This is a genomic window from Rhodovulum marinum, from assembly GCF_004343075.1.
GTDB classification, from domain to species: Bacteria; Pseudomonadota; Alphaproteobacteria; order Rhodobacterales; family Rhodobacteraceae; genus Rhodovulum; species Rhodovulum marinum.
Genome location: NZ_SLXP01000001.1, coordinates 547,734 through 570,297 on the forward strand (window position 1 = coordinate 547,734; position 22,564 = coordinate 570,297).

A 22,564-nucleotide genomic window follows, 5' to 3' on the forward strand; every position below is an offset into this window, starting at 1 on the left:
TGCGGCGCGACTCGACCACGCCACGCGGCCCGTCAGCGGCCGCCCGCCAGCAGGGCGAGTCCGTTCGCCCATTACCCGGTGAAAGCGCCATGACGCCCGCCCAAACGCCTTTGGTCCAGTTCACGCCGAAGATCCTGACCGTTCTTGCCGAAGGCTACGGCTTGCGCGCCTTCCGTGCCGACATCGTGGCGGGGCTGACCGTGGCCGTGGTCGCCCTGCCGCTGTCGCTGGCCATCGCCATCGCCTCGGGCGTGCCGCCCGACCGCGGGCTGATCACAGCCATTATCGGCGGGTTCCTCGTTTCGCTTCTCGGCGGCAGCCGCTACCAGATCGGCGGCCCGGCCGGCGCCTTCATCGTGCTGGTCATGGCCACCGTTCAACGCCACGGGCTGGACGGGCTGATGCTGGCCACCTTCCTGTCGGGGGTGATGCTGCTCGCCCTGGGGGCGCTGCGGCTGGGCGGGTTCGTGAAATATATCCCCTACCCGGTGACCGTGGGCTTTACCGCCGGGATCGGCGCGATCATCCTGGCCAGCCAGATGCGCCCCTTCCTGGGGCTGACACTCGACGGGGCGGAACCGGGGCCGTTCCTGGAAAAACTGCCCGTGCTGTGGGCCGCGCTGCCCACCCTAAGCCCGCTGAACCTGGCCCTGGGGATCGGCACCTTCGGCCTGATCCTCGCACAGCGCCGCTATGCGCCACGCTTCCCGGGCATGCTGGCCGCGATCGCGCTGGCGGGGTTCACCGTGTGGCTGTTGGGCCTCGACGTGCCGACCATCGGGTCGGCCTATGGCGGCATCGCACAGGGGTTGCCCGCGCCTGCCCTTCCGGATTTCTCGCTGGAGAAGGTACAGGCCGTGCTGCCGGACGCGCTGGCCTTCACGCTTTTGGGCGCCATCGAGTCGCTCTTGTCGGCGGTGGTGGCGGACTCGATGACCGGGCGGCGGCATCGCTCGAACGCGGAACTGATCGGGCAAGGCATCGCCAACATGGGCGCGGCGTGCTTTGGCGGGTTCTGCGTGACCGGGACAATCGCGCGGACCGCGACCAACGTGCGGGCCGGGGCGCACGGCCCGGCTGCTGGGATGATCCACGCGCTGGCGCTGCTGGCCATCGTGCTGCTGCTGGCCCCCCTCGCCAGCGCGATCCCGTTGGCAGCGCTGGCCGGCGTGCTGGTCTCGGTCGCGCTGCACATGATCGACATCAAGGCCATCGTGACACTGGCCCGCACCGCGCGGGCCGAGGCAGTGGTTCTGATCGCGACGCTGGTTACAACCGTTCTGCGCGACCTGACCGAGGCGATCATCCTGGGCCTGGCACTGGGCGCCCTGGTCTTCCTGCATCGCATGGCGCAGATGAGCGGGGTCGACGCGATGCTGGACGAGGCCGACACCGCCCCCCGCCCCGAAGACCGCGGCGAGACGCGCCAGACCGTCGTGCTGCGGCTGACGGGGGCGTATTTCTTCGGCTCGGCCCCGGTGATCGAAAGCGTGCTGGACAGGATCGTGGCACGCCCCCGGCACCTGATCCTCGATCTCGCAGACGTGCCGTTGCTGGACATGACGGGCGCGCACAGCCTGACCGGGTTCATCCGCAAGGCGCTGGGGCTGGGCATGGCGGTCACGCTGGCCGCGCCGCGCCCGCAGCACCTGCAAATGCTGCGCGCCGCGGGCCTGCCGTCCGAAACGGCCACGGCGCCGGACACGGCGCAGGCGCGAGAGATGGGACCGGTCTAAGCGCGCGATTTCGTCAGGCAGCGGATGCGCCGGAAAAACAATCGCCGCGCGCCTTGACCGGACCCGGGCTAGATCGCCGCCTTGCGGCTTTCGTCGATATAGATTTCCCGCAACCGCCGCGCCACGGCGCCCGGCGTGCCGTCGCCCAGCGAAACGCCGTCGATGGCAACCACCGGCGTCACGAAAGTCGAGGCCGAGGTGACAAAAGCCTCGTCTGCGGCCTTGGCTTCTTCGATGGTGAAGGGCCGTTCCTCGATTTCCATCTGGGACTCGCGCGCGAATTTAAGCACCGCCGCCCGCGTGATCCCGTGCAGGATCTCGGTGCCCAGGTGGCGGGTGATGATCTTGTTGCCTTTCACGATATAGGCGTTGTTCGAGGTCCCCTCGGTCACCACGCCATCCTCGACCATCCACGCGTCATCGGCACCGGCCTTCTTGGCCATCATCTTGCCCATGGACGGGTAAAGCAACTGCACCGTCTTGATGTCGCGCCGGCCCCAGCGGATGTCGTCGATCGAGATCACGCGAATACCCGTCCGCGCCGCGGCGCTGTCGATCAGGCCCTTGGACTGGGTGAACAGCACCAGCGTCGAGGGCGTCTTGTCAGGGTCGGGAAAGACGAAGTCGCGATCGGCCGCGGCACCCCGGGTGATCTGCAGATAGACCATCCCTTCCGTGACGCCGTTGCGTTCCACCAGTTCGCGATGGATCGCCAGCAACTCGTCCATCGTGACCGGCGACGCCATGTCCAGCTCCCTGAGCGACCGCTCCAGCCGTGCGGCATGGCCGTGGAAATCCAGCAGCTTGCCATCCAGAACGCTGGTCACCTCATAGACCCCGTCGGCGAACAGGAAGCCGCGGTCGAAAACCGAAACCCGGGCCTCTTCCTCGGGGACATAGGCGCCGTTGACATAGACGGTGCGGCTCATCGCGATGGTCCTTTCCTTCTCGGGCGCTAGCCCCAGAGCAGGGCCGCGGGCGGGTGCACGCCAGCCGCGTCATAGCGCAGCGGGTTGGGGCGGTCTTCGGCCAGAAGCAGCGGCGCGTCAAGATCCGTGACCGCCGCGCCCTGCGCGACCAGCACCGCGGGCGCCATGGCCAGACTCGATCCCACCATGCAGCCCACCATGATGCCGAACCCCTGGGCTTTCGCCGCCTTTTTCAACGCCAGCGCTTCGGTCAGCCCGCCGGTCTTGTCCAGCTTTATGTTGACCATGTCATACTTGCCCTTGAGCGCGGGCAGCGAGGCGCGGTCGTGACAGGATTCGTCCGCGCAGACCGGCAGGGGGCGTTCGATCTCGGCCAGCATGTCGTCGGCATCGGCCGGCAGCGGCTGTTCGACCAGGTCCACCCCGAGACGGACCAGGTGGGGGGCAAGCTCGGCATAAATCTCGGCGGTCCAGCCCTCGTTTGCATCGACGATCAACCGGGATTTCGGCGCCCCCTCGCGCACTGCCTCCAGCCGCGGCATGTCGTCGGGCGTCCCCAGCTTGATCTTGAGCAGCGGGCGATGGGCGTGTTTCGCCGCCGCCGCGCGCATGTTCTCGGGCGTGTCCAGCGACAGCGTGTATGCGGTGACCACGGGCTTGGGCTTGGGCAAACCGGCCAATTGCCAAACCCGCCTGTCCGCCCGCTTGGCCGCAAGATCCCACAGCGCGCAATCGACGGCGTTGCGCGCTGCCCCCGCGGGCAAAAGCGCCTGCAGGTCCGCGCGGGATACCTTGTCCGGCAAGCCCTCGATCTGGGCGGTGACGCTCTCGACCGTTTCGCCGTAGCGGGCGTAGGGCACGCATTCGCCCCAGCAGGCCGCGCCGTTGGCCATGAGTCGCACGGTCAGCACCCGCGCCTCGGTGCGCGAGCCGCGGGAAATGGTGAATGCCTCTTTCAGGCGAAAACTTTCGGGGGTGACGGTGATTTCCATGACGCCAGACTAGACCGCCGCCAGCGCATCCACCAGACGTCCCGCGCCCTGCCGGAACGGGTCGACCGTCGGCAGCCCCATCCGTGCCTCGATCTCGGCAAGACAGGCCATCGCCGCGTCCTCGTCCATCGCCGCGGTGTTCACTGAAACGCCGACCACCTGAACATCCGGGTTCGCCACGCGGGCGACCGTCAGCGACAGGTCGCGCAGCGCCTCCAGCGAAGGCAGCGCGTAGTCGGGCAGACCCCGCATGTGCGGCCGCGTCGGTTCGTGGGACAGGATCAGCGCATCCGGTTGCCCGCCATGAATCAGCGCCAGGGTCACGCCGGAATAGGAAACGTGGAACAGGCTGCCCTGCCCCTCGATCAGGTCCCAGTGGTCGGGGTCGTTGTCGGGCGTCAGCCATTCGACCGCGCCGGCCATGAAATCGGCGACCACCGCGTCCAGCGGCACGCCGTCGCCGGTGATCAGGATCCCGGTCTGCCCGGTGGGGCGGAACGTGGCCTTCATGCCACGCGCCTGCATCTCGCGATCCATCGCAAGCGCGGTATACATCTTGCCGACCGAACAATCGGTCCCCACGGCGAGACAGCGCTTGCCGGTCCGCCGCTTGCCGTTGGCGATGGGATACTTCACCTCGGGGACGCGCACATCGTGCAGGGCCCGGCCCGTCGCTTCGGCCACCGCCACCAGGTCGGGTTCGTCGCGCAAGAGGTTGTGCAAACCGCTGGCCAGGTCGAACCCCTCTTCCAGCGCGTTCACCAGCACCTTTTTCCACGCCGGGCTGATGACACCGCCACGGTTGGCCACCCCGATCACCAGGGTTTTCGCCCCCGCCGCCCTCGCCTCTTCCAATGTCATGTCGGGCAGACGCAGATCCGCCTTGCAGCCCTCCATGCGGAACTGGCCCAGCGCATTCTCGGGGCGCCAGTCCTTGATGCCTTGGGCCACCTTCGCGGCCAGCGGGTCGGGCGCATCGCCCAGGAACAGCAGATAGGGGGTTTCGATCATCGCGGCGCATCCTCGATTTGTTGAGCCAGAGCCTAGCGTCGGGCCTGGGGATGTCCTGCCGATCTTGGCGGACAGCGCATGCGCAGCGTGAATAATCTTCGTCTTTGTCTCATAATTAAGTGAATTTATTGCACCAAATCGGACTGTAACGTTGAAAGCATCGCGCGGCACAGCGTATCTCGGACGAATCACGGCTTCTGTTGCTGCGCTGCGGCGAAATCACTTGCCGCCGGACGCGCAAGATTCTATCCCCAAGGCCGATCCATCGGACACATCCTTTCAAGGAGACCGCCCATGAGCTTTCGCATCCAGCCCACCCCCGTCGCCCGACCGAACCGCTGCCAGCTGTTCGGCCCGGGGTCGCGCCCGCAGATCTTCGAAAAGATGGCCGCCAGCGCGGCGGACGTGATCAACCTCGACCTCGAGGATTCGGTCGCCCCCGACGACAAGGCGCAGGCCCGCAAGAACGTGATCGAGGCGATCGGCGGTATCGACTGGGGCAACAAGACCCTCAGCGTGCGGATCAACGGGCTTGATTCGGGCTTCTGGTATCGCGACGTGGTCGACCTGCTGGAACAGGCGTCCGAGCGGCTGGACCAGATCATGATCCCCAAGGTCGGCTGTGCGGCCGACATCTATGCCGTGGACGCGCTGGTCAGTTCCATCGAACAGGCGATGGGGCGGAAGAAGCGGCTGGGCTTCGAGGTCATCATCGAATCGGCGGCCGGCATCAGCCATGTCGAAGAGATCGCCGCGGCCTCGCCCCGGCTTCAGGCAATGTCGCTGGGCGCGGCCGATTTCGCGGCCTCGATGGGGATGCAGACCACCGGCATCGGCGGCACGCAGGAAAACTACTACATGCACCGCGAGGGCGCGAAATACTGGTCGGACCCGTGGCACTGGGCGCAGGCTGCCATCGTCGCCGCCTGCCGCACCCATGGCGTGCTGCCCGTGGACGGGCCGTTCGGCGATTTCTCGGATGACGAGGGCTTCTATGCGCAGGCGCGCCGCTCGGCCACGCTGGGCATGGTGGGCAAATGGGCGATCCACCCGAAACAGGTGGCGCTGGCCAACGAGGTGTTCACCCCCTCCGAAGAGGCCGTGACCGAGGCGCGCGAGATCCTGGCCGCGATGGAAAAGGCCAAGTCCGAGGGTGCGGGCGCGACCGTCTACAAGGGGCGCCTTGTGGACATCGCCTCGATCAAGCAGGCCGAGGTGATCGTGAAACAGGCCGAGATGATCGCCGCGCAGTGATGCGCGACCGGAACGCGAACCCAAGAAACGGGGCCCCGGCGGGCCCCGTTTTCATTTCGGCGGGCGCGCACGGAACGTCCATTCCCCCGCGATGACCGTCGGGCCGACAGCATTCCTAACTGGGCCACGCTTGGTCGCGCCCCGTGCGCTCACGCCCCGATCTGCTATTGTCCCGCGCGATTCACAGCGGGTCGGACCGCGGCCCAACAGGGAAAGAGAGACGATCATGGCCGAGCAGAACAGCATCCGAACGACCGCCGGGCGCGGGCGGCTTTTCGACAGCGTGCTGGACACGATCGGGGACACGCCCGCGATCCGGATCAACAACCTCGGGCCGAAGGATGTGACGATCTACGTCAAGGCCGAGGCGTTCAACCCCGGCGCCTCGGTCAAGGACCGTCTGGCGGTGAACATCATCGAGGCGGCGGAACGCGAGGGACGGCTGAAACCCGGCCAGACCGTGGTCGAGGCGACGAGCGGAAACACCGGCATCGGGCTGGCCATGGTCTGCGCGCAGAAAGGCTATCCGCTGGTGATCACCATGGCCGAGAGCTTCTCGGTCGAACGGCGCAAGCTGATGCGGATGCTGGGCGCCAAGGTCGTCCTGACACCCAAGGCGGACAAGGCGATGGGCATGGTGAAGAAGGCGCAGGAACTGGCCGCCGCGAACGGCTGGTTCCTGGCCCACCAGTTCGAGACCACGGCCAATGCCGACATCCACGAGGCAACGACCGCGCGGGAAATCCTTTCCGATTTCGACGGGCAGCGGCTGGACTACGTCGTGACGGGCTATGGCACGGGCGGCACGGTGACCGGCATCGGCCGGGTGCTGCGCAAGGAACGGCCCGAGACGAAGATCGTCCTGAGCGAACCGGTCAATGCCCAGCTCATTGCCTCGGGCCATGCCCAGAAACGCAACGCTCAAGGCGAGCCCGACGAAAGCCATCCCGCCTTCGAGCCGCACCCGATCCAGGGCTGGACCCCGGACTTCATCCCGCTGGTGCTGCAGGAAACGCTGGACAAGGGCTATTACGACGAGCTTATCCCTGTGGCTGGCCCGGACGGCATCCGGTGGGCACGGGAATTGGCGCGTAGGGAAGGCATCCTGACCGGTGTTTCAGGCGGATCCAGCTTTGCCGTGGCGGTGCAGGTCGCGGAACGGGCCGAGCCGGGATCGGTGATCCTGTGCATGCTGCCCGACACCGGCGAACGGTATCTTTCGACCCCGCTGTTCGACGGCGTCCCCGAAGAGATGGACGACGAGGAACGGGCGATCTCGGCCTCTACCCCGGGGTATCGGCTGGGCTAGGACAGCGCCCACCCTGCGCCATTCCGCCCCGGCCAAGGTGCCGGGGCCTGCGGCGGCGAGGACAGGCCCGCCCCCGCCGGCGCCGTTGCAAATCGCGCAGGCGGGCGTCATATACGCGCCCAGCAGCAAGGAGCCCGGGAATGAACTATCTCGAATTCGAAAAGCCGCTGGCCGAGATCGAGGGCAAGGCCGAAGAACTCCGGGCGATGGCCCGGGCCAACCCCGAGATGGACGTCGAACAAGAGGCCGCCGCGCTGGACCGCAAGGCGGCGGCGATGCTGCAGGAACTTTACAAGACCCTGACGCCCTGGCGGAAATGCCAGGTCGCCCGCCACCCCGACCGGCCCCATTGCAAGGACTACATCGAGGCGCTGTTCACCGAATACACGCCGTTGGCCGGCGACCGGAACTTTGCCGAGGACGAAGCGGTGATGGGCGGCCTGGCGCGGTTCGACGACCAGCCGGTGGTGGTGATCGGCCACGAAAAGGGCTTCGACACCAAGACCCGGCTGGAACGGAATTTCGGCATGGCCCGCCCCGAGGGCTATCGCAAGGCGGTGCGCCTGATGGACATGGCCGACCGTTTCGGGCTGCCGGTGATCACCCTGGTCGACACGCCCGGCGCCTATCCCGGCAAGGGGGCCGAACAGCGCGGGCAAAGCGAGGCGATCGCCCGATCGACCGAGAAATGCCTGCAGATCGGCGTGCCCCTGCTCAGTGTCATCATCGGAGAGGGCGGATCGGGCGGCGCGGTGGCCTTCGCCACGGCGAACCGCATCGCGATGCTGGAACACTCGGTCTACTCGGTGATCTCGCCCGAGGGCTGTGCCTCGATCCTGTGGAAGGATGCCGAGAAGATGCGCGAGGCGGCCGAGGCATTGCGGCTGACCGCGCAGGACCTGCTGAAACTGGGCGTGATCGACCGGATCATCGCCGAACCCCTGGGCGGCGCCCAGCGGGGGCGCGACGAAACCATCGAGGCGGTGGGCCGAAATCTTCGCGTGATGCTGAAGGAACTGTCGGCCAAGGACCGCGCCGTACTCATTGCCGAGCGGCGGCGGAAATTCCTCGAAATGGGGTCCAAGGGCCTGGCCGCCTGAGGCCCCCCCGGCCGCCCACGGCCGGCCGTTGCCATATTGTGGACACAGTATTGCCGGCATTTCGCCCCAAGGCACCTTGCAGGCGGTGCCGGCATCCGTGTTTCATGGGGCCGGGTTTTGGGGGTTGTTTTTGCGATGCAGAATTACGAGTTCACTGCGATTCCGGCACCGGCACGCGTTGGCCGTTTCGGCGGGCTGACAAGCGATGAGGCCTTTTCCGCCGCGTTGACCGAAATCATGAACGAGATGGGCGCGGGCGGCTGGGATTTCGTCGGCGCCGAAATCATGTCCAGCCGGGTGGGCCGCTGGCCGTTCGCCCGGACGCGTGCCCGCGAGGTGCTGGTGTTCCGGCGCAGCCGCGGTCCCGAACGCGACCTGATGCGCCAGATGCAACAGATGATGCTGCAGCTTCAGCACCATCAGTCACTGGCACGGCTTGAAAGCGAACCGGTCGAGGTCACGGTGCGGCCGCGCCGCGTGCCGAAATCCGACACGCCGCGCCCGGTGCGCAAGCTGCGGCCGCGCTTGGACATCCCGACCGCGGCACACGCCACCGCCGCCGAGTAACGGCCAGAGCGCATTGCGCGGCGCGGCCTGGTGCCGGGCTGCGCGCTTAGTCCCGCTTGTGGAACCCAGCCTCGGCCATCAACCGGTTCGAGGCGCCTTCGACGACCTGTTCCAACTCACCCATGAAGGCGCCCAGGGGTTTACCCGCCGGGATTGTCGGCAGGAATTCGACCACCGCTAGCCCCGGCTTTCGGTAGATGCCGGTGCGCGGCCAGAACACGCCCACATTGGTTGCCGCCGGCACACAATCATGGCCGAACTGCTGGTAAAGCACCCCTGCACCCACCTTGTAGGGACGGGTCGCGCCGGGCGCGACACGCGTGCCCTGGGGATAGATGATCAGTTGGCCCGGCTCCTGCCTGCCATTCGCCACCCCGTCGACCATCGCCGCGATGGCTTGGCCGCGCTTGCCCCGGTCCACCGGCACGCAGCCGATCCGCATCGCGTACCACCCCAGGATCGGCGCCCATTTCAGCGACTTCTTCATGATGAACCGCGGCCGCGGCACGACGCTGACAAGGATGATGATATCGAAGAACGACTGGTGCTTGGAGGCGATCAGCACCTCGCCCGAGGGCGGCTCTCCGCGCACCTCGGAGCGCAGCCCCACCATCCAGCGCGCGGTCCAGCGGACCCAGCGGGCGTAGTGGTGGACGGCATGAAACGCCCAGGCCCTCGAGATCAGCGCCGGGATCGTGTAGATCAGGCCGAAGACCGGCATCGCCAGGTACATCTGCCCGACGAATATCAACGATCGCAGGTATTGGACGATGTAACGCATCTCACGTGATCCCTTTCAGCACGCGCATCGCCGTCAGCCGCGTGGCCCCAAAGGCCACGCCCGCAGCAATCAGAGGCAAAGCAAGCGGTAACAGCCAGTCCAGCCCGCGAAAGCCCAACCCGGTCAAGACACCCGGCCCGGCCCCATCCCCCGGCAGAACCGCAACCGCCACCATTCCCGCGGCGGTTCCGATCGCCGCGCCTTCCAACGCCCGGCGGGTGAACCGGCGCACGAAGGCGCGCGCGATGAATGTATCGCGCGCGCCCACCAGGCGCAGCACCTCGATCACCCGCGCATTGGCGGCGAGTGCTGCGTTGGCCGACAGCGCGATCATCGCCGCCATCGTCGCCCCGATCAGCCCGATCGACAGCCAGCCCAGCAGGCGCAGCCGCCCCGCCGCCTCGACCAGCGGCCGGCGCCAGCGGGTGTGATCGTCCAGCACCGCGCCCGGCGCCTCGCCGGACAGCCGCAGCCGCAGCGCCTCGGCATCCATGCCCTCGGCGGTTTCCGTGATTTCGACCAGGCGCGGCAACGGCAGGCTCTCGACCGGCAGGTCCGGGCCGAACCAGGGCGCAAGCAAGGCGCGCTGCTCGTCCTCGGGGATCAACCGGGCGCCGGCGATACCGGGCGTGGTCGCCAGCACCGCAAGCACGGCATCGGTCTGGGTTGCCATCTGCCCCTCGGGCGCCGAGATGCGCACCGTCGCGGTCCGCGCCAGCGCCTCGCCCCAGTGGTCGGCCAACCGCCCGGCGGCCAGCGACAACGCCAGCGCGAAGACCGCAAGGAACGCCATGGCCGCCGCGGTGAACTGGGTCAGCCGCGCCGTGAACCCCGAAGGCGGCACGATACGATCCGCGCCCGGATCGCCCGCGAAGGCGTCCCCGAGGGCCGGCAGGCGCCTCAAAGGTCCGCCCCCGCCAGCAGAAGTTGCCGACCCTTGATCCGCAGAACGCGCGCGGCGACATGGGCCTTGGCCGCGCGGATCAGGTTCAGGTCATGTGTTGCCACCAGGATCGCCTTGCCCATTCGGTTCAGCTCGATCAGCAATTGCAGGATCCGCAGCGACATTTCCCAGTCGACATTGCCCGTGGGTTCGTCGGCCAGGATCACATCGGGGGCCATGATGACCGCGCGGGCCAGCGCGGCGCGCTGACGTTCGCCCCCCGACAGCTGCGGCGGCAACGACCCGGCCTGCGCCTCCAGCCCGACCCAGGCCATCAGTTCCTTCAGGTTCCCCGCTTCAGCCGCGACATCGCGACCGGCCGCCAGCAGCGGCAGGCTGATGTTTTCGGACAGCGGCAGATGGTCGAGGAACTGGCAATCCTGGTGCACCACTCCGATCCGGCGCCGGGTGCGCGCAACCGCGTCGCGGTCCATGCCGCCAAGCTCTGCGCCAAATAGGCGCACACGGCCCCGGCTGGGCGTCAGTTCGGCATAGCACAGCTTCAGCAGGGTGGACTTGCCCGCCCCTGAAGGCCCGGTCAGGAAGTGGAACGACCCCGGTTCCAGCTTCAGCGAGATACCGGAGAGAAGCTCGCCGCCGCCATAGCTGTGGGACACGTCTTCCAGCTCGATCACAAGGCCGCTCCGCCGCTCAACCGGCTTCCGTATTGCCCGAGGCCCGGCCCGGTTTCAATCGGATGCGGCCTCAAAGGCTTTGAATTTTCCACAGCCCTGATACAACATCGGCAAAACAACAGGCAGGGCCCGTGCCCGGAAACGGGTCGAGGCAGGGTGCGGAATGCGACTGACATGCCCGAATTGCGACGCCCAGTACGAAGTGGATGACGCGGTCATCCCGGACGACGGGCGCGATGTCCAGTGTTCCAATTGCGGCCATACGTGGTTCCAGCACCCCGACGGCACCGCAACCGAAGAATCCGCCTCCGCCCCCCACACACCCGAGCCCGAAAATGTCGGTTGGCACGAGGAAACCCCGGGCGTTTCTGAACCCGACCCGGATAACGGCGGCGATGCCGACCCGGGGGATGCGGCGGTTGAATCTCCCCCCCCGGCAGCCACCCCCAGGCGGGCGCTGGATGCCTCGGTGCTGAACATCCTCAAGGAAGAGGCCGAGCGCGAACAGCGCGCCCGCGAACAGGAAGCGACCACCGAGACCTTTTCAAGCCAACCCGATCTCGGTCTCGACAGCGCGACGACCCCACCGCCCGCCCCCGACGCGGCCGAGCCCGCGCCGGCCCAAGGCGCCAGCGCAACCGCCATGCCCCGGCGCGACCTGCTGCCCGATATCGAAGAGATCAACTCGACGCTGAATGCCAGTTCCGACCGCGGCGCCGACAGCATCGTCACCGCCGAGGAACAGGACGCACAGGAACGCAGCGCGTTCCGGCGGGGGTTCGGCATCGTCGTGCTGGCCGCGACGGCGGCACTTGCGGCCTACCTGATGGCGCCGAACATTGCCAGTCTTCATCCCGCGCTCGAAACACCGATGGCCACCTATACGGACCTCATCGACGGCGTAAGGGTCTGGCTGAACACGGCGGTGCCGCAGGCGCTGGAGGGAGCGACGCGGGCCCTGGAGGGCAACGGCGACTGATCGCCGTAAGGCCGCACTTTTCGCCACTGCCCCATTCATCCCGGCAACCCGGGCATGACGCGCTACACCGACGCTCAAGGGTGATCGCGAGACGGGTCCGTTCATTCTTTTCGGCGGAACTCTCATCGGCGCAAACGCCATAGTCGGCGCATCCGCCCAAGGGCCGCCTTCTCCGGGCCCGGTTCAGAACCTGTCAAGCAACCGGCGCAGGTAATCCAGCTCGATATCAGGCCGTTCCTGTTCGCCCGAACGGCGGCGGATTTCATCCAGCAATTCGCGCGCGCGGCCATAAACATCTTCGCCCTGAAGCATTTCTTCGTCCGTGCCGACCCGGCCCATCGCGCCTTGCTCGCGGCCCAGCGGATCGCGGCGGTCGCCGGCTTGGGCCTGGCCCATGCCCTCGCCCTGCTGACCCGGGTTCTGCTGGTTCTGGGCCAGCGCCTCGCCCAGGTTGCGCATGCCTTCGCGCAGGGCCTCCATGGCCTCGGCCTGACTGTCCAGCGCACCGGCCAGATCATCGCCCCGCAACGCCTCTTCGGCTTCGCCCATCGCCCGGCCCGCACGGTCCAGCGCATCGCGCGCCGCCTCGCCCTCTGGCGATCCGCCAAGGCCGGGAAGCCCCTGCTGCTGGCGTTCCAGTTCACGCTGCAGCGCCCGCTGGCGGTCTGCCAGTTCCTGACCCAGGTCGCCCTCGCGGCCCTGCGTGCCGGGTTGCTGGCCCTGTCCTTGGCCCTGACCCTGGCCGAATTGCTGGCCTTGCTGGCCCTGACCTTGCCCCTGACCTTGCTGGCCCTGTTGCCCTTGCTGGCCTTGTTGCCCTTGCTGGCCCTGCTGACCTGGGTTGAACTGGTCCTGCAAGTTGCGGAACGCCTCGTCGCTCAGGCCCTGCTGTTCGCGCAGGGTCTCGGCCAGGCCCTCCATCGCCTGCTGGCCCGGGGTTTGCTGACCGCCCTGGCCCTGGGTGATCTGCATGTTCTCCATCATCTGGCGCAGCATTTCCAACAGCTGCTGCGCCTCGGCCATGCGGCCTTCTTCCATCAGTTGTTGCAGCTGCTCCAGCATCTGTTCCAACTGGTCGCCGGTGATCTCCTGCATGTCCTGCTGGTTCTGCGCCTGCTGCTGGCCGTCCTGCTGTTGCTGCTGCGCCAACTGGCGCATGTAGTCCTGCATCGCCTCGCGCAATTCCTGCATCAGCTCGGCGATTTCCTCGTCGCTGGCGCCGTTCTTCATCGCCTCGGCCAACCGCTCCTGCGCGCGGCGCAGGCGTTCGGCGGCATCCGACAGGTCGCCCTCCTCGATCAGAACGGCGATGTCCCACAATGCGGCGGCGATCTCGTCCTGGGTCTCGGGGGTCAGACCCGCCGCGACGCCTGCCTCCAGTCGGCGGATCGCGACGCGAAGCTGCAGATAGGCGCCCTCGTCGCGGAAAACCTCGTCGGGGCGGTGGCTGACGGCACGCAACAGGCGGGCCACGCGGGCGCCGTTGTCGCGGGTCCAAAGAAGGTCGCGACGCTGTTCGATCACCGCGCGCGCCAAGGGATCAAAGAAACGCCGACCGGGAAGCACCATCGTCTCGGGTGCGCTTGCGCCCTGCTGGCCCAATGCGTCCTCGGCACTCAGAACCATCTGAACCGGCAGCCCCGCCCAAGGGTGCTGCGACAGGTTCTCGATCAGCGTCTCGCCGAAATCGCGGCGGTCGCCCGTGATCGTCATCGGCAGGTCCAGAACCAGCGGCTCGCGCGGGTCGGGTTCGGCAACGAGCCCAAACCGCCGGTCGACGGTTGCCGCGTCCAGCGTGATCGTCGCCCGCCCCGCCACCACGCCGTAATCGTCCTCGGCAACGAACGGCTGGCTCATCTGGCCATTCGCCTCGACGGAAAGCGGCCCGTCCAACGCGATCTCGGGCGCCCGGTCCGGCGTAAGAACGATCTGCCAAATGCGCCCGCCGGGTCCCTCGATGGCCAGCTCGCCGGGGCGGACCACCTCGAAGCTCTGCGCCATGGCATCGGCGCCCTCGGGGCCGGCCTCGGGAATCGGGCGCCCCGAGACCGTCTCGCGCACGTCCAGCGCGCCCACTTCGCCATAAAGCCGCAAGGTCAGGCGGCTGCCATGGGGAACGGTCAAAGGGCCCGCGTCGATGTCGTTCAGGTAAAGGCTGGGCTTGGCGGTATAGGCCGGCGGCTCGACCCAGCCTTCCCAGGACGGCCCAGCCGCGAGTGCGGCGCCCCCGGCCCCGGCCAGGTCCGTGACCGTGGCCGCCCGCCAGAGCGACCCGAAGACCAACGCCACGGTAAATGCCGTCAGCGCCACATAGCGCAGCGCATAGGGGTCGCGCGCGGCCACCCGCAGGTCAGGCTTGACCGCTTTCGCGGCGCGGGCGCGCTCGGCCATGCGGATGACATGGGCACGCCAGACCGCCTCCGAGGCCGAATCGCCCGCCCCGACCGCCTGGATATCGCCCAGCGCCGCGATGGGACGCCCCGGCAAGGTGCGGTCCAACCGGTCCAGCGCCTCGGCCCGGCATGGCCAGCGAAAGGCGCGGATCCCCAGACCAAGCGCCACAACCGTGGCCAGCCCCGACACCGCAAGCCCCCCCAGCACCCAGCCGTGCGGCACCATCTCGTGCACGCCAAAGGCCAGCAAGGCGGCCACGCTCAGCAGCAGGCTGAACAGCGGCCAGAAGGCCAAGGTCAGGCGTTCTGCCACCATCCCGGCCCGCGTCAGACGCAGCGGCCAGCGCAACGCTTTCAGGGCTGTTTCGACACTCGGGGTCCGGTCGGTCATGCTCCCATCCCGTGGCGGACCGGCCGAAGTGCCGGTCAAAGCCACTCGGGAATGGTATCTCGGTTTATCATCTCGTCAAAGGACGGCCGTTCGCGAATGACGGCGACGTGATCGCCGCTGACCAGAACCTCGGGGACCAGAGGGCGCATGTTGTATTCCGACGCCATCACCGCGCCATAGGCCCCGGCCGAGCGGAAGGCGACCAGGTCGCCCTCGGCCAGCGGCGGCAACATCCGGCTTTTGGCGAAGGTATCGCCGCTTTCGCAGACCGGGCCCACCACGTCATAGGCGCCCTGCTCGACGCCGGGCGCGGGCTCGATCACGGGGACGATGTCGTGATGGGCGGCATACATAGCGGGCCGGACGAGGTCGTTCATCGCGGCATCGAGGATCAGGAAGTTCCGCCCCTCGCCCTCTTTCACATAGATCACCTGCGACACCAGGATGCCCGCGTTGCCCGCGATCAGGCGGCCCGGCTCGATCTCGATCTCGCAGCCCAGGTCGCCCACCACGCGGCGCACCATCGCGCCGTATTCCAGCGGCAGGGGCGGTGCGGCGTTGGATCTCTCGTAGGGGATACCCAGCCCCCCCCCAAGGTCGAGCCGCGTGATCGAATGGCCGTCCGCGCGCAGCGCCCGCGTCAACTCGGCCACCTTGGCATAGGCCAACTCGAACGGCTCCAGCGAGGTCAGCTGGCTGCCGATATGCACGTCGATGCCCACGACCTTCAGCCCCGGAAGGGTCGCGGCACGGGCATAGACGGCGCGTGCCTTGGCGATCGGGATACCGAACTTGTTCTCGGCCTTGCCGGTGGCGATCTTCTCGTGGGTCTGCGCGTCGACATCGGGGTTCACCCGCACGGTGATCGGCGCCACCGCACCCATCGACAGCGCCACCTCGTTCAACGCTTCCATTTCGGGTTCGGACTCGACGTTGAATTGCCGTATGCCGCCTTCCAGCGCCAGCCGCATTTCCGCGCGCGTCTTGCCGACGCCGGAAAACACGATCCGTTCACCGGGTATGCCGGCGGCCCGCGCCTTCAGGTATTCGCCGCCCGAGACCACATCGACCCCCGCGCCCAGATCCCCCATAAGCTTGACCACGGCGAGGTTCGAATTCGCCTTCATCGCATAACAGATCAGGTGATCGGTGCCCGCCAGCGCCTCGTCGAACAGGTGATAATGGCGGGTCAGCGTCGCCGCCGAATAGCAATAGAAGGGCGTGCCGACCCTTGCCGCGATCTCGGGCAGGGGGACGTCTTCGGCATGCAGAACGCCGTCACGATACAGGAAATGGTCCATCGGGGCTCCGGGTGGGTCAGGTGGCCTCGGCCCTGGCCGGGCGCGAGCGCAGGAACAGGTAAAGCGGCAAGGCGCAGGACACCCCGATGCCGAGCGCGAGGATCGCAAGCGGCCCCAGCCAGTCGCGGCGCTTGAAACTGTCGGCCAGGATCCAGACCGTCAGCGCGATGGCGGAAATCGTCAGGTCCCAGACCAGCCCGGTGGTGCTGTCGTTGACATACCACGCGTCGATCATGCCCTGGAAATCCTGGCCGTTGGCAAAGAACCAGCTGAGGAAATAATACATCGGATGGATGGCGCCCCAGATCGCAAGCGCCAGAAAGATCAGTCTCAGGGGCGTCATCGGGGTCCTCCTCCGCTCACGCCGATCTCGACGGTGCCGCCGACGCTTACCTGCGTGCCGCCGGGCCGTTCGGGCGGGCCGTCCACGCCGCAGCCCGAAACCCCCAGCATCGCCATAACCGCGCCTGCAATTACGAATCTAGAAGCCAAGGCGAATTCCTCCCGTTCCCAGGCCCAGCCGCACCGGCAGCCCGCCGGGCCGCACCGAAACGGCCGCTCCATCGGTGCCAAAGCGGACATCGGTGCTGGCCGTGTCGACGACCTTGACCGAGGCCGCCGCGCCGCCCGGTCCGCCCGCCACGGTGACAGCGCCCGACGTGACGGCCGCCGCGGTCTCGCCCTCGGGGCTGACGGCAACCTCGCCCGAGGGCGCGCCGCACCCCCCAAGCCCCAGCGCCGCCACGAGGGCGATCCGTTTCATCCCAGCCTTTCCTTCCAGCGCGCGACCTGCGCCCGCACCTGTTCGGGCGCGGTGCCGCCATAGCTTACACGGCTGGCGACCGAGTTGTGCACCCCCAACACGTCGAAGACATCGGCCCGGATATCGGCATGGACCGATTGCATGTCGGCCAGCGACAGGTCCGGCAGGTCGCACCCCTTGGCCTCGGCCATGGCGACCAGCCGCCCGGTGACGTGATGCGCCTCGCGGAAGGGCAGGCCCAGTTCGCGCACCAGCCAGTCGGCCAGGTCCGTCGCGGTGGAAAACCCGCTGGCCGCCGCGGCTTCCAGCGCGGGGCGGTTCGCGCTCATGTCGCGCACCATCCCCTCCATCGCGGCCAGCGCCAGCATCAGGTTGTCGGCAGCGTCGAAGACCTGTTCCTTGTCCTCCTGCATGTCCTTGGAATAGGCCAAGGGCAGGCCCTTCATCACCGTCATCAGCGCGACATTGGCCCCGAAGATGCGCCCGATCTTGGCGCGGATCAGTTCCGCGGCATCGGGATTCTTCTTCTGCGGCATGATCGAGGAGCCGGTGGAAAAACGATCCGACAGCGTCACGAACCGGAACTGGGCCGAGGACCAGATCACCAGTTCCTCGGCGAAACGCGACAGGTGCATCGCGCAGATCGAGGCCGCACCCAGGAACTCCAGCGCGAAATCCCGGTCGCTGACCGCGTCCAGCGAATTGGCCATCGGCCGGTCGAAACCCAGCGCCTCGGCCGTCATCCACCGGTCGATCGGGAAAGAGGTGCCGGCCAGCGCCGCCGCGCCCAGGGGGCTTTCGTTCATCCGGGCGCGCGCATCGGAAAACCGGCCCATGTCGCGGGCGAACATCTCGACATAGGCCATCATGTGATGGCCCCAGGTCACGGGCTGGGCGGTTTGCAGATGGGTGAAGCCCGGCATCACCCAGTCGGCGCCGGCCTCGGCCTGAACCAGCAGCGCGCCGATCAGCGCCCGCAGCCCCGTCACCGCGGCGTCGATCTGGTCACGTACCCACAACCGGAAATCGGTCGCCACCTGGTCGTTGCGCGACCGCGCCGTGTGCAGCCGCCCGGCAGGCTCGCCGATCACCTCTTTCAGGCGCGCCTCGACGTTCATGTGGATGTCTTCCAGCGCCGTCGAGAACGCGAACGCACCGCCCTCGATCTCTGACAAGACCGTGAGCAGCCCTTCCCGGATGGCGTCCGCATCCGTATCGCTTATGATGCCGGTGGCCGCCAGCATGGCGGCATGGGCGCGAGAGCCTGCGATGTCCTGGGCGGCAAGCCGCTTGTCGAACGAGATCGAGGCGTTTATCGCCTCCATGATCGCGTCCGGCCCGGCGGCGAAACGGCCGCCCCACATCGCGTTTGATTGGTCCTGGGTCATCTGCAAGGGCCCTTCGGAGGGAAACATGTCTTTCATCAGGTCGCTCGTCCTCTACACGGCCCTCGCGCTCGGTGCAAACGCCGCCCATGCCGATATCGCGGCGCTGGAGGCGCTGCGCGACGGCGGCATGAAAAAGCTGAATTTCCATACCGAGCCGAAACCCGTCCCCGAGGTCGTCCTGGTGGACGAAAAGGGCCACGACCGCGGCCTTTCGGAATATCTCGGCCAATGGGTCGTGCTGAACTTCTGGGCCACCTGGTGCCCGCCCTGCCGCCATGAAATGCCGTCGCTCGACCGGCTCGAAGCGACGCTTGGCAACGACGATTTCGCGGTGGTGACGGTGGCCACGGGTCGGAACTCGCCTCAAGGGATCGACCGCCTGTTCGAGGAACTCGGGATCGCGCATCTTCCGAAATGGCGCGACGCGAACTCGGTGCTGGCCCGCCGCATGGGCGTGATGGGCCTGCCCTTGACGGTGATCCTGAACCCCGATGGACAGGAAGTCGCCCGGATGCAGGGCGATGCCGAATGGGACAGCGACAGCGCCCGGGCCATCATCGCCGCGCTGATGAACGGATCATGAGACTTGCGGCGGCGCTGATCCTGGCGCTGGCCCTGCCCGCGGAGGCGACCGAACAGATGCAGCCGATCACCCGGGACAGCGCACAGGCCTGGTCGTTTCTCAGCGACCGGGTGATGGGCGGAATATCCGAAGGCCATGCCGATTTCTCGGAAGACGACGGCCAGGGCCTGTTGCGGCTTTCGGGTATGGTCAGCACCGCGAATCGCGGCGGTTTCATCCAGATGCGCCGCGACATCGACATCCCGCCCGGGGCCCAGGGCCTCGTGCTGCGGGTGCGCGGCGATGGCCAGCGCTATTATGTCCACCTGCGCATGCGCGGCCTGCGGATGCCGTGGCAATTCTACCAGGCGCCGTTCGAGACCACCGCCGACTGGCGCGAAATCCGCATCCCGTTCACGGCGTTCCGGCCCAAGGGCGGGTTCCAGCGCGCGACACCCCGCCCCGATTCTGTCGAGAGTCTCGGCATCGCCGCCTATGGGCGCGACCAGTCCGCGGATGTCATGCTGTCCGGCCTGGGGTTCTACTAGGCGGCCAGGCCGCCCACCCTCGGCCCCGGCCGACCGCCCGCGCCGCAGCAGTGCAAGCCCCCTAGCCCAGCGCCGCCACCGCATCATGGCGCGGACAGGTCACCAGGTGATCGTTCACCATGCCCACCGCCTGCATGAAGGCATAGGTGATGGTCGGCCCGCAGAACCGGAACCCCGCCGCGCGCAACTCTTTCGACAGTTGGCGCGACAGGGGCGTTTCGGTCGGCACCTCGGCGAGCGTGGCAAAGCGGTTCTGCACCGGCTGCCCATCCACGTGACGCCACAGGAACTCGGCGAACCCCTCGCGCGCCTCGATCTCGGTCCAGGCGCGCGCATTGCCGATCGCGGCCTCGATCTTGCCCCGGTGACGAACGATTCCCGGATCGGCCAAAAGACGTGCCACATCGGCCTCGCCCCATCCCGCGATGACCTCGGGATCAAAGCCGGCAAAGGCCGCCCGGAACGCTTCGCGCTTCTTCAGGATCGTGATCCAGGACAGCCCGGCCTGAAAGCCGTCGAGAATCAGTTTCTCGTACAGCGCGCGGCCGTCGCGCTCGGGAACGCCCCACTCGGTATCATGGTACGTAACGTAAACCGGATCGATTCCGCACCACCCACAGCGTTCTCCCATCTGGTTCTCCTATTTATTCCAACCGGTTGATCCCTTGCCGACAAGCTATGGAAAATTGGAACCAAATACGAACATTCATTCGCCCTTAACGGCTTTCCCCGCAACTGGTGGCCGACGTAGCGGAGAAAAAGCATGCCGAGCGCCAAGATCGACCCCAGCGTGATCCTCGAACCGGGGCAGGAAAGCCCGCTTTCCGCGGCCATCGTCCAACGCGATCGGGATACCATCGAAACGGTGCACCGTGCCTTGGAACGACGCGATGTGCTGCTGGCATTCCAGCCGGTCGTGCAGGCCGTCGAACACGGGCAGGTCGCCTTTTACGAGGGGCTGATCCGGGTGCTTGACCATACCGGACGGGTGATTCCCGCGCGGGACTTCATCGAAACCATCGAAACGACCGAACTGGGCCGCGTGATCGACTGCCTTGCCCTCGAAATGGGCCTGATCGCCCTGGCCGAGGCGCCCGATCTGCGCCTTGCGATCAACATGTCCGCCCGTTCGATCGGTTATCCCCGCTGGAAAAAGACGCTCGACCAGGGTCTTGCCCGGGATGCCACCGTGGCCGAACGTCTGATCCTGGAAATCACCGAAAGCTCGGCCATGGTGATGCCCGATCTCGTCTGCGTCTTCATGCGCGAACTGCAGGCCAAGGGCATTGCCTTCGCCCTGGACGATTTCGGGGCCGGCTATACCGCCTTCCGCTATCTGCGCGAGTTCTATTTCGACATCCTCAAGATCGACGGGCAATTCATCCGGGGCATCGCCGACAGCCCCGACAACCAGGTTCTCGCATCGGCGCTGATCTCGATCGCGCAACATTTCGACATGTTCACCGTGGCCGAAAACGTCGAAACCGCGCGCGATGCGGCCTGGCTGGCGGCCAATGGGATCGATTGCATGCAGGGCTTTGCCTTCGGCGCGCCCTCGCTGGTCCCGCCTTGGCGCGAGGGGCGCGAAAAACGCCGCGCCTGAGGCGAATTGCTGCGCCACAGCAAACCGGCAACCCATTGCCTCTTTGGCATCCGCCGTCGCTGACGGGGGGTGCCGCTCTGCGTCTGCATCCCCTATAGTGCGCCGCGATACGCCACCCAGGGGGAAAGGACCCGAATCCATGACCAACGCAGTGATCGTCTCGGCCGCGCGAACGCCGGTCGGCAGTTTCAACGGCTCTTTCGCGACGGTGCCGGCCCATGAACTGGGCCGCGTCATGCTGGAAGCGCTGGTGGAACGTGCCGGCATCGACAAGGCGGAGGTTTCCGAGACCATCCTCGGCCAGGTGCTGACCGCGGGTCAGGGGCAGAACCCCGCCCGCCAGGCCCATATCAATGCCGGCCTGCCCATCGAATCGGCCGCCTGGTCGATCAACCAGGTCTGCGGTTCGGGCCTGCGCACCGTCGCGTTGGCCGCCCAGCATGTTCAACTTGGCGATGCCGCCATCGTCGCCGCAGGCGGGCAGGAAAACATGACCCTGTCGCCCCACGTCGCGCACCTGCGCGCGGGCCACAAGATGGGCGACATGAAGTTCATCGATTCGATGATCCGTGACGGGCTGTGGGATGCCTTCAACGGCTATCACATGGGCCAGACCGCCGAGAACGTCGCCGAGAAATGGCAGATCAGCCGCGAGCAGCAGGACGAATTCGCGCTGGCCAGCCAGAACAAGGCCGAGGCCGCGCAGAAGGCCGGCAAGTTCAAGGACGAGATCGTTCCCGTCACCGTCACCCACCGCAAGGGCGAAACCGTCGTTGCGGACGATGAATACATCCGTCACGGCGCCACGCTGGACAGCATGCAGAAACTGCGCCCCGCCTTTACCAAGGACGGCAGCGTCACCGCGGGCAACGCCAGCGGAATCAATGACGGCGCCGCGGGCGTTCTGGTGATGTCCGCCGACGAGGCCGAGAAGCGTGGGCTGGAACCGCTGGCGCGTATCGTGTCCTACGCGACCGCGGGGCTCGATCCCTCGATCATGGGCGTGGGCCCCATCCATGCCAGCCGCAAGGCGCTGGAAAAGGCCGGCTGGAAACCCGAGGACCTGGACCTGGTCGAAGCGAACGAGGCCTTCGCCGCCCAGGCCTGCGCGGTCAACAAGGACATGGGCTGGAACCCCGAGATCGTGAACGTGAACGGCGGCGCGATTGCCATCGGCCACCCGATCGGTGCCTCGGGCGCGCGTATCCTGAACACGCTGTTGTTCGAGATGAAGCGCCGCGGTGCCAAGAAGGGCCTGGCCACGCTGTGCATCGGCGGCGGCATGGGCGTGGCCATGTGTGTGGAACGGCCGTAAGCGGCCCGAATTTGAAATGGGCGCGCAATATTGTTGCGCGCCCATTTCATTTTCCGTAACACCG

23 protein-coding genes are annotated in these 22,564 nt (G+C 67.2%); 10 read left to right on the forward strand and 13 right to left on the reverse strand.

Going from position 1 to position 22,564, the window contains the following annotated elements:
* Nucleotides 1-89 precede the first annotated feature (89 nt).
* Entirely contained in the window at nucleotides 90-1,736 is a 1,647-nt protein-coding gene (locus EV662_RS02700; RefSeq protein ID WP_132460575.1) for a SulP family inorganic anion transporter, read from the forward strand.
* Nucleotides 1,737-1,804: 68 nt separating this feature from the next.
* Here EV662_RS02700 and EV662_RS02705 read toward each other — a convergent pair whose 3' ends face one another.
* The 3 genes from EV662_RS02705 to dgcN are packed head-to-tail and all read right to left on the reverse strand — an operon-like array spanning nucleotide 1,805 to nucleotide 4,668.
* Nucleotides 1,805-2,665 (reverse strand): D-amino-acid transaminase, encoded by an 861-nt coding sequence (locus EV662_RS02705; RefSeq protein WP_132460576.1) that lies wholly within the window; start codon nucleotides 2,663-2,665, stop codon nucleotides 1,805-1,807.
* A 26-nt stretch (nucleotides 2,666-2,691) separates the two neighbouring features.
* The gene (gene dgcA / locus EV662_RS02710) at nucleotides 2,692-3,657 is read right to left on the reverse strand and encodes an N-acetyl-D-Glu racemase DgcA (protein ID WP_132460577.1); all 966 of its coding nucleotides are present in this window, start codon (nucleotides 3,655-3,657) and stop codon (nucleotides 2,692-2,694) included.
* Nucleotides 3,658-3,666: 9 nt separating this feature from the next.
* Nucleotides 3,667-4,668, reverse strand: a complete 1,002-nt coding sequence (gene dgcN, locus EV662_RS02715) for an N-acetyltransferase DgcN (RefSeq protein WP_132460578.1) — start codon at nucleotides 4,666-4,668, stop codon at nucleotides 3,667-3,669.
* A gap of 294 nt (nucleotides 4,669-4,962) precedes the next feature.
* On the opposite strand from dgcN, the gene EV662_RS02720 reads away from it, so the two are divergent.
* The 4 genes from EV662_RS02720 to EV662_RS02735 all read left to right on the forward strand — a co-directional run bounded on the left by EV662_RS02720 (nucleotide 4,963) and on the right by EV662_RS02735 (nucleotide 8,898).
* On the forward strand, nucleotides 4,963-5,922 hold the full coding sequence (locus EV662_RS02720; RefSeq protein WP_132460579.1) for an L-malyl-CoA/beta-methylmalyl-CoA lyase: 960 nt from the start codon (nucleotides 4,963-4,965) through the stop codon (nucleotides 5,920-5,922).
* 226 nt (nucleotides 5,923-6,148) lie between these two features.
* The gene (gene cysK / locus EV662_RS02725) at nucleotides 6,149-7,231 is read left to right on the forward strand and encodes a cysteine synthase A (RefSeq protein WP_132460580.1); all 1,083 of its coding nucleotides are present in this window, start codon (nucleotides 6,149-6,151) and stop codon (nucleotides 7,229-7,231) included.
* A gap of 140 nt (nucleotides 7,232-7,371) precedes the next feature.
* Nucleotides 7,372-8,331 (forward strand): acetyl-CoA carboxylase carboxyltransferase subunit alpha, encoded by a 960-nt coding sequence (locus EV662_RS02730; RefSeq protein ID WP_132460581.1) that lies wholly within the window; start codon nucleotides 7,372-7,374, stop codon nucleotides 8,329-8,331.
* Between the two features lie 135 nt (nucleotides 8,332-8,466).
* The gene (locus EV662_RS02735; RefSeq protein WP_132460582.1) at nucleotides 8,467-8,898 is read left to right on the forward strand and encodes a hypothetical protein; all 432 of its coding nucleotides are present in this window, start codon (nucleotides 8,467-8,469) and stop codon (nucleotides 8,896-8,898) included.
* A 46-nt stretch (nucleotides 8,899-8,944) separates the two neighbouring features.
* Here EV662_RS02735 and EV662_RS02740 read toward each other — a convergent pair whose 3' ends face one another.
* The 3 genes from EV662_RS02740 to EV662_RS02750 are packed head-to-tail and all read right to left on the reverse strand — an operon-like array spanning nucleotide 8,945 to nucleotide 11,257.
* Entirely contained in the window at nucleotides 8,945-9,679 is a 735-nt protein-coding gene (locus tag EV662_RS02740; RefSeq protein ID WP_132460583.1) for a lysophospholipid acyltransferase family protein, read from the reverse strand.
* A gap of 1 nt (nucleotide 9,680) precedes the next feature.
* Complete coding sequence (locus EV662_RS02745) at nucleotides 9,681-10,583, reverse strand: cell division protein FtsX (protein WP_243695745.1); 903 nt, start codon at nucleotides 10,581-10,583, stop codon at nucleotides 9,681-9,683.
* Complete coding sequence (locus EV662_RS02750) at nucleotides 10,580-11,257, reverse strand: cell division ATP-binding protein FtsE (protein WP_132460584.1); 678 nt, start codon at nucleotides 11,255-11,257, stop codon at nucleotides 10,580-10,582. The genes EV662_RS02745 and EV662_RS02750 overlap by 4 nt, the downstream gene beginning before the upstream one ends.
* A 163-nt stretch (nucleotides 11,258-11,420) precedes the next feature.
* Between EV662_RS02750 and EV662_RS02755 the strand changes: the two genes are divergently transcribed.
* Nucleotides 11,421-12,236: a zinc-ribbon domain-containing protein gene (locus EV662_RS02755; protein WP_132460585.1), complete on the forward strand. Its 816-nt coding sequence runs from the start codon at nucleotides 11,421-11,423 to the stop codon at nucleotides 12,234-12,236.
* 183 nt (nucleotides 12,237-12,419) lie between these two features.
* Here EV662_RS02755 and EV662_RS02760 read toward each other — a convergent pair whose 3' ends face one another.
* Genes EV662_RS02760 through argH form a run of 6 tightly spaced genes read right to left on the reverse strand, consistent with a single transcriptional unit; the run spans nucleotide 12,420 to nucleotide 18,472 of the window.
* The gene (locus tag EV662_RS02760) at nucleotides 12,420-15,020 is read right to left on the reverse strand and encodes a TIGR02302 family protein (protein ID WP_132460586.1); all 2,601 of its coding nucleotides are present in this window, start codon (nucleotides 15,018-15,020) and stop codon (nucleotides 12,420-12,422) included.
* A 35-nt stretch (nucleotides 15,021-15,055) separates the two neighbouring features.
* A complete protein-coding gene (gene lysA, locus EV662_RS02765) occupies nucleotides 15,056-16,321 on the reverse strand; it encodes a diaminopimelate decarboxylase (protein ID WP_132460587.1) in 1,266 nt (421 codons plus the stop codon).
* 16 nt (nucleotides 16,322-16,337) lie between these two features.
* On the reverse strand, nucleotides 16,338-16,664 hold the full coding sequence (locus EV662_RS02770; protein ID WP_132460588.1) for a DUF2834 domain-containing protein: 327 nt from the start codon (nucleotides 16,662-16,664) through the stop codon (nucleotides 16,338-16,340).
* Nucleotides 16,661-16,813: a hypothetical protein gene (locus tag EV662_RS19410; RefSeq protein WP_165915466.1), complete on the reverse strand. Its 153-nt coding sequence runs from the start codon at nucleotides 16,811-16,813 to the stop codon at nucleotides 16,661-16,663. Before EV662_RS19410 ends, EV662_RS02770 begins: the two co-directional genes overlap by 4 nt.
* Nucleotides 16,803-17,084 (reverse strand): YajG family lipoprotein, encoded by a 282-nt coding sequence (locus EV662_RS02775; RefSeq protein WP_132460589.1) that lies wholly within the window; start codon nucleotides 17,082-17,084, stop codon nucleotides 16,803-16,805. Before EV662_RS02775 ends, EV662_RS19410 begins: the two co-directional genes overlap by 11 nt.
* Nucleotides 17,081-18,472: an argininosuccinate lyase gene (gene argH / locus EV662_RS02780; RefSeq protein WP_132460590.1), complete on the reverse strand. Its 1,392-nt coding sequence runs from the start codon at nucleotides 18,470-18,472 to the stop codon at nucleotides 17,081-17,083. The genes EV662_RS02775 and argH overlap by 4 nt, the downstream gene beginning before the upstream one ends.
* Nucleotides 18,473-18,497: 25 nt before the next feature.
* Here argH and EV662_RS02785 point away from each other — a divergent pair, with 25 nt between their 5' ends.
* Together EV662_RS02785 and EV662_RS02790 are read left to right on the forward strand one after the other, a co-directional pair.
* Entirely contained in the window at nucleotides 18,498-19,055 is a 558-nt protein-coding gene (locus EV662_RS02785; protein ID WP_132460591.1) for a TlpA family protein disulfide reductase, read from the forward strand.
* Nucleotides 19,052-19,582, forward strand: a complete 531-nt coding sequence (locus EV662_RS02790; protein ID WP_243695746.1) for a CIA30 family protein — start codon at nucleotides 19,052-19,054, stop codon at nucleotides 19,580-19,582. Before EV662_RS02785 ends, EV662_RS02790 begins: the two co-directional genes overlap by 4 nt.
* Before the next feature lie 61 nt (nucleotides 19,583-19,643).
* Here the strand turns inward: EV662_RS02790 and EV662_RS02795 are convergent, their stop codons facing one another.
* On the reverse strand, nucleotides 19,644-20,213 hold the full coding sequence (locus tag EV662_RS02795) for a DNA-3-methyladenine glycosylase I (RefSeq protein ID WP_132460592.1): 570 nt from the start codon (nucleotides 20,211-20,213) through the stop codon (nucleotides 19,644-19,646).
* Nucleotides 20,214-20,345: 132 nt separating this feature from the next.
* On the opposite strand from EV662_RS02795, the gene EV662_RS02800 reads away from it, so the two are divergent.
* Nucleotides 20,346-21,185 (forward strand): EAL domain-containing protein, encoded by an 840-nt coding sequence (locus EV662_RS02800; protein WP_132460593.1) that lies wholly within the window; start codon nucleotides 20,346-20,348, stop codon nucleotides 21,183-21,185.
* A 139-nt stretch (nucleotides 21,186-21,324) separates the two neighbouring features.
* On the forward strand, nucleotides 21,325-22,500 hold the full coding sequence (locus EV662_RS02805; RefSeq protein WP_132460594.1) for an acetyl-CoA C-acetyltransferase: 1,176 nt from the start codon (nucleotides 21,325-21,327) through the stop codon (nucleotides 22,498-22,500).
* Nucleotides 22,501-22,564 lie beyond the last annotated feature (64 nt).

What these genes read in the sequence shown, in the direction of transcription:
- EV662_RS02785 (WP_132460591.1), top strand. Translation starts at nt 18,498, where the DNA reads ATGTCTTTCATCAGGTCGCTCGTCCTCTACACGGCCCTCGCGCTCGGT.
- dgcN (WP_132460578.1), bottom strand. Translation starts at nt 4,668, where the DNA reads ATGATCGAAACCCCCTATCTGCTGTTCCTGGGCGATGCGCCCGACCCG.
- EV662_RS02805 (WP_132460594.1), top strand. Translation starts at nt 21,325, where the DNA reads ATGACCAACGCAGTGATCGTCTCGGCCGCGCGAACGCCGGTCGGCAGT.
- EV662_RS02760 (WP_132460586.1), bottom strand. Translation starts at nt 15,020, where the DNA reads ATGACCGACCGGACCCCGAGTGTCGAAACAGCCCTGAAAGCGTTGCGC.
- EV662_RS02705 (WP_132460576.1), bottom strand. Translation starts at nt 2,665, where the DNA reads ATGAGCCGCACCGTCTATGTCAACGGCGCCTATGTCCCCGAGGAAGAG.
- EV662_RS02795 (WP_132460592.1), bottom strand. Translation starts at nt 20,213, where the DNA reads ATGGGAGAACGCTGTGGGTGGTGCGGAATCGATCCGGTTTACGTTACG.
- dgcA (WP_132460577.1), bottom strand. Translation starts at nt 3,657, where the DNA reads ATGGAAATCACCGTCACCCCCGAAAGTTTTCGCCTGAAAGAGGCATTC.
- EV662_RS02735 (WP_132460582.1), top strand. Translation starts at nt 8,467, where the DNA reads ATGCAGAATTACGAGTTCACTGCGATTCCGGCACCGGCACGCGTTGGC.
- EV662_RS02775 (WP_132460589.1), bottom strand. Translation starts at nt 17,084, where the DNA reads ATGAAACGGATCGCCCTCGTGGCGGCGCTGGGGCTTGGGGGGTGCGGC.
- lysA (WP_132460587.1), bottom strand. Translation starts at nt 16,321, where the DNA reads ATGGACCATTTCCTGTATCGTGACGGCGTTCTGCATGCCGAAGACGTC.
- EV662_RS02800 (WP_132460593.1), top strand. Translation starts at nt 20,346, where the DNA reads ATGCCGAGCGCCAAGATCGACCCCAGCGTGATCCTCGAACCGGGGCAG.
- EV662_RS02755 (WP_132460585.1), top strand. Translation starts at nt 11,421, where the DNA reads ATGCGACTGACATGCCCGAATTGCGACGCCCAGTACGAAGTGGATGAC.
- EV662_RS02740 (WP_132460583.1), bottom strand. Translation starts at nt 9,679, where the DNA reads ATGCGTTACATCGTCCAATACCTGCGATCGTTGATATTCGTCGGGCAG.
- EV662_RS02790 (WP_243695746.1), top strand. Translation starts at nt 19,052, where the DNA reads ATGAGACTTGCGGCGGCGCTGATCCTGGCGCTGGCCCTGCCCGCGGAG.
- cysK (WP_132460580.1), top strand. Translation starts at nt 6,149, where the DNA reads ATGGCCGAGCAGAACAGCATCCGAACGACCGCCGGGCGCGGGCGGCTT.
- argH (WP_132460590.1), bottom strand. Translation starts at nt 18,472, where the DNA reads ATGACCCAGGACCAATCAAACGCGATGTGGGGCGGCCGTTTCGCCGCC.
- EV662_RS02770 (WP_132460588.1), bottom strand. Translation starts at nt 16,664, where the DNA reads ATGACGCCCCTGAGACTGATCTTTCTGGCGCTTGCGATCTGGGGCGCC.
- EV662_RS02700 (WP_132460575.1), top strand. Translation starts at nt 90, where the DNA reads ATGACGCCCGCCCAAACGCCTTTGGTCCAGTTCACGCCGAAGATCCTG.
- EV662_RS02720 (WP_132460579.1), top strand. Translation starts at nt 4,963, where the DNA reads ATGAGCTTTCGCATCCAGCCCACCCCCGTCGCCCGACCGAACCGCTGC.
- EV662_RS02730 (WP_132460581.1), top strand. Translation starts at nt 7,372, where the DNA reads ATGAACTATCTCGAATTCGAAAAGCCGCTGGCCGAGATCGAGGGCAAG.